The organism is Streptomyces sp. G-G2, assembly GCF_030063135.1.
GTDB lineage: Bacteria > Actinomycetota > Actinomycetes > Streptomycetales > Streptomycetaceae > Streptomyces.
Window position 1 is genome coordinate 21629 of record NZ_JASISO010000038.1, and the last position, 6252, is coordinate 27880.

6 protein-coding genes are annotated in these 6252 nt (G+C 72.9%); 2 read left to right on the forward strand and 4 right to left on the reverse strand.

From position 1 onward, the window contains the following. Positions 1 to 13 precede the first annotated feature (13 nt). The 3 genes from QMF80_RS26865 to QMF80_RS26875 all read right to left on the reverse strand — a co-directional run bounded on the left by QMF80_RS26865 (position 14) and on the right by QMF80_RS26875 (position 3145). On the reverse strand, positions 14 to 700 hold the full coding sequence (locus QMF80_RS26865; protein ID WP_502962926.1) for an AIM24 family protein: 687 nt from the start codon (positions 698 to 700) through the stop codon (positions 14 to 16). A 20-nt stretch (positions 701 to 720) separates the two neighbouring features. Continuing rightward, positions 721 to 2388: a TerD family protein gene (locus tag QMF80_RS26870; RefSeq protein WP_283457732.1), complete on the reverse strand. Its 1668-nt coding sequence runs from the start codon at positions 2386 to 2388 to the stop codon at positions 721 to 723. Between the two features lie 160 nt (positions 2389 to 2548). Continuing rightward, positions 2549 to 3145 carry a M48 metallopeptidase family protein gene (locus tag QMF80_RS26875; RefSeq protein WP_502962923.1) on the reverse strand — a complete coding sequence of 199 codons (597 nt, stop codon included), beginning with the start codon at positions 3143 to 3145 and terminating at the stop codon, positions 2549 to 2551. A 198-nt stretch (positions 3146 to 3343) separates the two neighbouring features. On the opposite strand from QMF80_RS26875, the gene QMF80_RS26880 reads away from it, so the two are divergent. Both QMF80_RS26880 and QMF80_RS26885 read left to right on the forward strand, forming a co-directional pair. After that, on the forward strand, positions 3344 to 4477 hold the full coding sequence (locus QMF80_RS26880; protein WP_283457737.1) for a TOMM precursor leader peptide-binding protein: 1134 nt from the start codon (positions 3344 to 3346) through the stop codon (positions 4475 to 4477). A gap of 41 nt (positions 4478 to 4518) precedes the next feature. Continuing rightward, positions 4519 to 5847 carry an ABC1 kinase family protein gene (locus QMF80_RS26885; protein ID WP_283457738.1) on the forward strand — a complete coding sequence of 443 codons (1329 nt, stop codon included), beginning with the start codon at positions 4519 to 4521 and terminating at the stop codon, positions 5845 to 5847. Positions 5848 to 5931: 84 nt separating this feature from the next. On the opposite strand, the gene QMF80_RS26890 is transcribed toward QMF80_RS26885, so the two are convergent. Beyond that, positions 5932 to 6138 carry a hypothetical protein gene (locus QMF80_RS26890; RefSeq protein WP_283457740.1) on the reverse strand — a complete coding sequence of 69 codons (207 nt, stop codon included), beginning with the start codon at positions 6136 to 6138 and terminating at the stop codon, positions 5932 to 5934. Between the last annotated feature and the right edge of the window lie 114 nt (positions 6139 to 6252).

The following is a 6252-nucleotide window of genomic DNA, read 5'->3' on the forward strand; positions in this document are numbered from 1 at the left end:
TGTCCGCTCCCCCTCAGCCCCGGGCCCGGAGCCGGTCGGTGCTGTCCTCGCTGGGCTGTACGACGACGATCCCCTGGCCCGAGAAGGCCATCTGGAAGGCCTCCCCGCTGCCGCGGCCGATCATCGACGAGGCCTTGAAGCTGCGCTTGCCCTTGACCTTGAGATTCGGAGACCAGGCGACGAGCGCGTCCGGGTCGACGTACGTCTCGTCCTCGCCGCGGCCGCAGTCGACCACGATCGGGGTGCCCCGGGAGGTCAGCGCGACCCAGCCGGTGCCGGAGATCTGTACGTTGAACAGGCCCTGGCCGGCGAATTTGGCCATGCCCTTGACCCGCTCGACGCCCCAGGTGAGCTGGGCGTCGAAGGCGAGCAGATTGGTGCCGTTGACGGAGAGGGCGTCGTTGTTGAGGTTGATGACGACGACGTCCGCGCCGTAGTCGGCGAGGTAGAGCAGGCCGTCGCCGGTGCACTTCATCAGCGGGGCGCCCTCGCCCGTCAGCCACTGCGAGGCCATCTGGCGCACGGCGGGCGGGTTGGGCTCGTACTGGACGAAGCCCTCGTAGGCGACCATCGAGCCGGTGCGGGCGAAGAGGTCGTGGCCGCTCTGCATGGCGACCTTGAGCATGGCGCGCCCGTGGTTCTCCATACGGGCGGCGACGGGGGTCGGGGCGTAGCCCGCGATCTGCTGGTTCGGATTCATCTGGTTCATGGCGGGCTCCCTCAGACCTCGTAGGGCTGGACGATGATGAAGTTGCCGGGGGCGCCGCGGAACTGGAGGTTCACGGTCTCCCCGCTGTGACCGGGGTAGGCGTTGCGCCGCAGCCGGACCTGGCTGGAAATGACCACTTGCGCTCCCGCCGACCAGGCGACGATGGCGTTGCTGTCGGCGAAGGTGGTCGGGGTGACCGGCAGGACGACGGGGGTTCCGTGCGTCTTGACGACGACCGTGCCGGAGCCCTGGAACTGCATGGTGAACAGGGCGCCGCCCGGGATGCCGTGGCCCTCGATGCGGCGGACCTCGTGCTGCAGCGACTCGTCGAAGGCGAGCACGCTCTCGGCGGAGACGCAGATTCCGTCGCCCTGGAGCTCGATGGCGTGGAGGTGGGTGCCGTTCTCGGCGAGGAAGACCTGGCCGCGGCCGCTGCAGCGCATGAGCTGCATCTCCTGGCCGGTGGCGTTGCCGACGATGCGGCCCGCGAAGCCCGCGCCCTTGTAACTGAAGTCCACCTTGCCCTGGTACAGCACCATGCTGCCCTGGCGGGCGAGGACGGCCTGGCCGCCGATGCCCAGGTCGACGCGCACGAGCTGGTGGTTCTGCGCGGTCCAGCGGGCGCCCGTCGGGGCCTCCTTGTAGAGCTGGAGGGCGGAGGTCAGGCCGGGGGCGGCCGGGGTTCCGGCGACCGCGGGCATACCGGGGTGCTGGCCGGGGACCTGGCCGGGATGCTGGCCCGGCTGCTGACCGTACGGCGCTTGCGGTGCGCCGGGGGGCGGCGGATACGGGCCGGGGGCCTGATTCCCGTACGGACCCGGAGCCGCGTACGGGCCGGGGGGTGCCTGGCCGGGGACCTGGTGCCCGTAGGAGGGGTTCGGCGGGGGCTGCGGCGGGTGCACGGGCTGGCCGTACGGGCCCGGGGCGGCCGGGGCGGGCGGGGCGGGCGGCACGAGGGGGCCCACCATGGTCGGCGCCACGTGCAGCGCGGGACCGGGCTGGGGCGCCGGGGGCTGCTGGTACTGCGGCGGGGCGGGGGGCGCGGGGGCGGCGGGCGGCGCGGAGAAGGCCGGGGGCGCGAACGAGGGCGCTCCGGCGGCCTGCTGCGGAACCTGGGCCGGGGCCTCGGCCTGCGGGGCCGGAGCCTCCTCCTCGGCGACCTCGCCACCGAAATTCTTCAGCAGCGCTTCGAGGCCGCCGTCGAAACCCTGGCCGACGGCGGCGAAGCGCCAGACGTCCTTGAGGTAGAAATCGCCGAGCATGACGGCGCGCTCGGTGCTGAACTCCGCGCCGGTGAAGGAGTAGCGGACCACTTCCTCGCCGCCCGCGACGACCCGGATGTACCCGGGGCCGACCTGGGACATCTGGCCCGCGCCGTCGATCGTCGCGGTGAAGGACAGCTTGTGGACGTTCGCCGGGACGCGGTCCAGCGTCACCCGGAAGGATTCGCTGTCGCCGGCCTGTTCGCCGAGGAGCTGGATGGACTCCTCGGGCGATTTCGGCTGGTTGAAGAAGATGAAGTAGCGGTCGTCGGACAGCCGCTCGTCCGCGTCGAGGCCGAAACAACTGATGTCGAAGCTCAGCCCGGGCCCGGAGATCTGCACACCCACGTACAGATCCGTGCCGGCGGTGAGATCACTGATCTTGGCCTTGTGGCCGCGCTGGAATTCCCTGGCCATACGTAACGACCGTCCCCCGTCCCGACGATGAATGCGTGCCCGTCAGGCTAACGGCTTCCGCCGACATCGAGCCAAGCCGGTACCGAGCCGGTACACATCACGGACAGGTCTCAACGAACGGGACGCGGGAGGCGTGCCGCCCCCGCGCGCGGGCCCGGGCTCACTCCTCGCGCGCCGCCGGGACCTTGGGGAGCCGCTCGGCCGCGACCACTCCTTCGAGATAGCCGCGGGCCCGCTCGGTACGGGGATAGGCCTCCAGCAGCTGCCAGAAGCTCGGGCCGTGCCCCGGGACCAGGAGGTGGGCCAGCTCGTGCAGCAGCACGTAGTCCAGCACGTACTCCGGCATGCCCTGGAGGCGGTGGGACAGCCGGATGCTGCTTTCGGCGGGGGTGCAGGAGCCCCAGCGGGTGTTCTGGTTGGTGACCCAGCGGACCGAGGCCGGGCGGGCACGGCCGCTGAAGTACTGCTCGGACAAACGCTCGGCGCGCTCGGTGAGTTCCGCGTCCCCGATGGTGCGCTTGCTCTCCTGCGCCGCCAGCTTGTCGAGCATCACACCCACCCAGCGCTGCTCCTCGGCCTCGGACATCCGGGCAGGGATCAGTACGACCGTCCGGTCACCCTCACGGTAGGCGGAGACGGTCCTTCGGCGGCGCGCGCTCCGGCGGACTTCGACGGCGCGGTGCGGTGGATCGGCGGACACGGCACGACCGTACCGGGTGGCCAGGCCGTACGTCGCGCCCCCCGGCGGTTCGAACATGATCGGTTCGGATCGGTGCCCGACGGTCCCCCGTCCGCCGCCCTCCACTCGCGCCCGCCGGTCATCTCATATGCCGGACGGGGGTCGCCTGTGGACAACTTTCCGCACGGTCGGCGGCGGGCCGTCATGCTGCGAGAGCGGCGTCGAGGCCGTGTGGTGGGGAGCTGGAGAGAGACACAAGGAAGAGGGGGAAGGGCGATGTATCCGAAGGTGAAGCCCGCGCTGGCGCGGGCCTGGCGTGATCTGCACACCGTGCAGTTCGGGGTGACTCCCGCGCACGCGGTGGTGTTCGGACCGGTGGACACGGCCACGGGCACGCTGCTGGACCGGCTCGACGGGACCCGGAGCATGGACTTGCTGCGGGGCGAGGCAGCCGCGATGGGGCTGCCGGAAGGCCAGGTGGACGAGCTGGTGCGACGGCTGGCGTCGGCCGGGGTGATCGACGACGCCACGGCGGGCGGTCCGCGGGCCCAGTCCCTGCTGCGGCGGCCGGAGGCGCTGGAGCGGCTGGGGCCGGACCGCGGCTCGCTGTCCCTGGTGCGCCGGGAGCCCGGCGGGGATCTGCGGGGGATCGCGGCGCGGCGGACGATACGGGTCCAGGTGCGCGGGAGCGGGCGGGTGGGCGCGCTGATCGCCGCGGTGCTGGCGGGGGCCGGGGTGGGGTGGGTCGAGGTGCTGGACGGGGGGCGGGTGGAGCCGGGGGACGTGGTGCCCGGCGGGCTCGGCCCGGAGAGCGTGGGCAGGCTGCGGGCGGAGGCGGCGGGGGCCGTGGTGCGGGCTTCGGCTCCGGGACGGGCGCCGCGGGCCCGGGAGCGGGAGGGCCCCGAGCCGGGGCTGGCCCTGGTGGTGGTCGCGCCCCGGGACGGGCTCCAGGCGTGGGCCCCGGATCCCGAGACGGCCGCCGACTGGGTGGCCTCGGGGACCCCGCACCTGTATGCGGGGGTGCTGGAGGGGACCGGGCTGGTGGGGCCGCTGGTACTGCCGGGCACGACGGGGTGTGCGGGGTGCATGGAGCGCGAGCGGGTGGCCCGGGACCGGGCCTGGCCGAGGATGCTGGTGCAGTGGCGTTCGACACACCGGCGCCGGGGCTCGGTCGCCTGCGATCTGGGGTTGGCCACCGCGGTGGCGGGGCTGGCCGCGGCTCACGCGCTGGCTTTCCTCGACGGGGAGCTGCCCGCGTCGACGGGGGCGCGCTGGGAAGCCGCGCTGCCCGGGCTGCACTGGGAGCGGGCGCGCGTGACCCCTCATCCGGAGTGCGGGTGCGGGGCGGCGGGCTCCCGGGAGGGGGACTCCTCCGTCGCCCGAGAGGGACAGGACACAATGGCCGGGTAACCGCCGCTCGCGGCGCGGCTGTCTGGGTTTTGGAGGGGCGCATGTCTGATCTTCCCCGGAAGGCGGTCACCCGTACCGTCAAGTTGGCCGCTCTGCCGCTGGGCATAGCGGGCCGGGCCACCTGGGGGCTGGGGAAGCGGATAGGCGGCAAGTCGGCGGAGATCGTGGCGCGCGAGTTGCAGCAGCGCACCGCCGAGCAGCTCTTCCGCACCCTGGGTGAGCTGAAGGGCGGTGCGATGAAGTTCGGGCAGGCCATGTCGGTGTTCGAGGCGGCACTGCCCGAGGAGGTGGCGGGGCCCTACCGGGCCGCGTTGACCAAGCTCCAGGAGGCGGCCCCGCCGCTGCCCGCGGCGCGGGTGCACCGCATCCTGGCGGAGCGGCTCGGGGATGACTGGCGGGAGCTGTTCTCGGAGTTCGAGGACAAGCCCGCGGCGGCCGCGTCGATCGGTCAGGTGCACCGGGCCGTGTGGCGCGACGGGCGGCGGGTCGCGGTGAAGGTGCAGTACCCGGGGGCCGGGGAGGCGCTGCTGTCGGACCTCAAGCAGCTCGGCCGGTTCGCGAGCCTCCTGGGACCGCTGATCCCGGGCATGGACATCAAGCCGTTGATCACCGAGCTGCGGGACCGGGTCTCGGAGGAGCTGGACTACGAGCTGGAGGCGGAGTCCCAGCGGATCCACGCGGAGGCGTTCGAGGGCGATCCCGATGTGGTCGTACCGGATGTCGTGCACCAGGGCGACGAGGTGCTGGTGACCGAATGGATCGAGGGGACTCCGCTGTCGGAGATCATCTCCAGCGGCGCCCAGGAGGAACGCGACCGCGCCGGGCAGCTGCTGGCCCGGTTCCTCTTCTCGGGTCCCGCGCGCACCGGGCTGCTGCACGCCGATCCGCATCCGGGCAACTTCCGGCTGGTCACCGGTGCCGACGGCCGGACCCGGCTGGGGGTGCTCGACTTCGGTACGGTCGACCGACTGCCGGGCGGACTGCCGAAGCCCATCGGCAGGTCCCTGCGGATGACCCTGGACGACGATGCCGAGGGGGTCTACGGCCACCTGTGCGCGGAGGGCTTCGTGAAGAAGTCCATCGAGCTGGACCCGGACGCGGTGCTGGACTACCTGCGGCCGATCATCGAGCCCTTCGAGGCGGATGAGTTCACCTTCTCCCGGACCTGGATGCGCAGCCAGGCCGCGCGGATCGCCGATCCGCGCTCGCCCGCGCACCAGTTGGGCCGTCAGATCAATCTGCCGCCGTCCTACCTGCTGATCCACCGGGTGACGCTGAGCACGATCGGTGTGCTGTGTCAGCTGGGTGCGACCGTGCGGCTGCGCGACGAACTGGAGGCCTGGCTCCCGGGGTTCCTGCCGGAGTCCTGACCGAACCCGGCCCGGAGACGGGATCGGGATCGGAGCCGGGGGCTGCGTCCGAATCGAGGCGACCGACGGGCGGCTCGGCGGGGGTCACCACCACGTCGGGTCGAGCTTGCCCTCGATGGAGCGGATGTGGGCCCGGGCGCAGTCGTGGCAGAGGTACTGCCTGCTGCCGTTCTCCATGGAACAGGTCCAGGTGGGCGGGGCGCCGTCGGGCTGCCGTGCGCCGCAGTGGGCACAGGTGACGGGCGGGGCCTCGGGTCCCGTGGGCGCGGGGTGGGGAGTCGGCTGGTCCACCCACCGACGATATCGCCGCCCGGGGCGCCCGGCCCCGCGAAACGCCCGCGCCGCTCCGTGGCACCCGCGCTTCCTGACACCCCGGGGGGGGGGGGGGGGGGGGGGGGGGGGGGG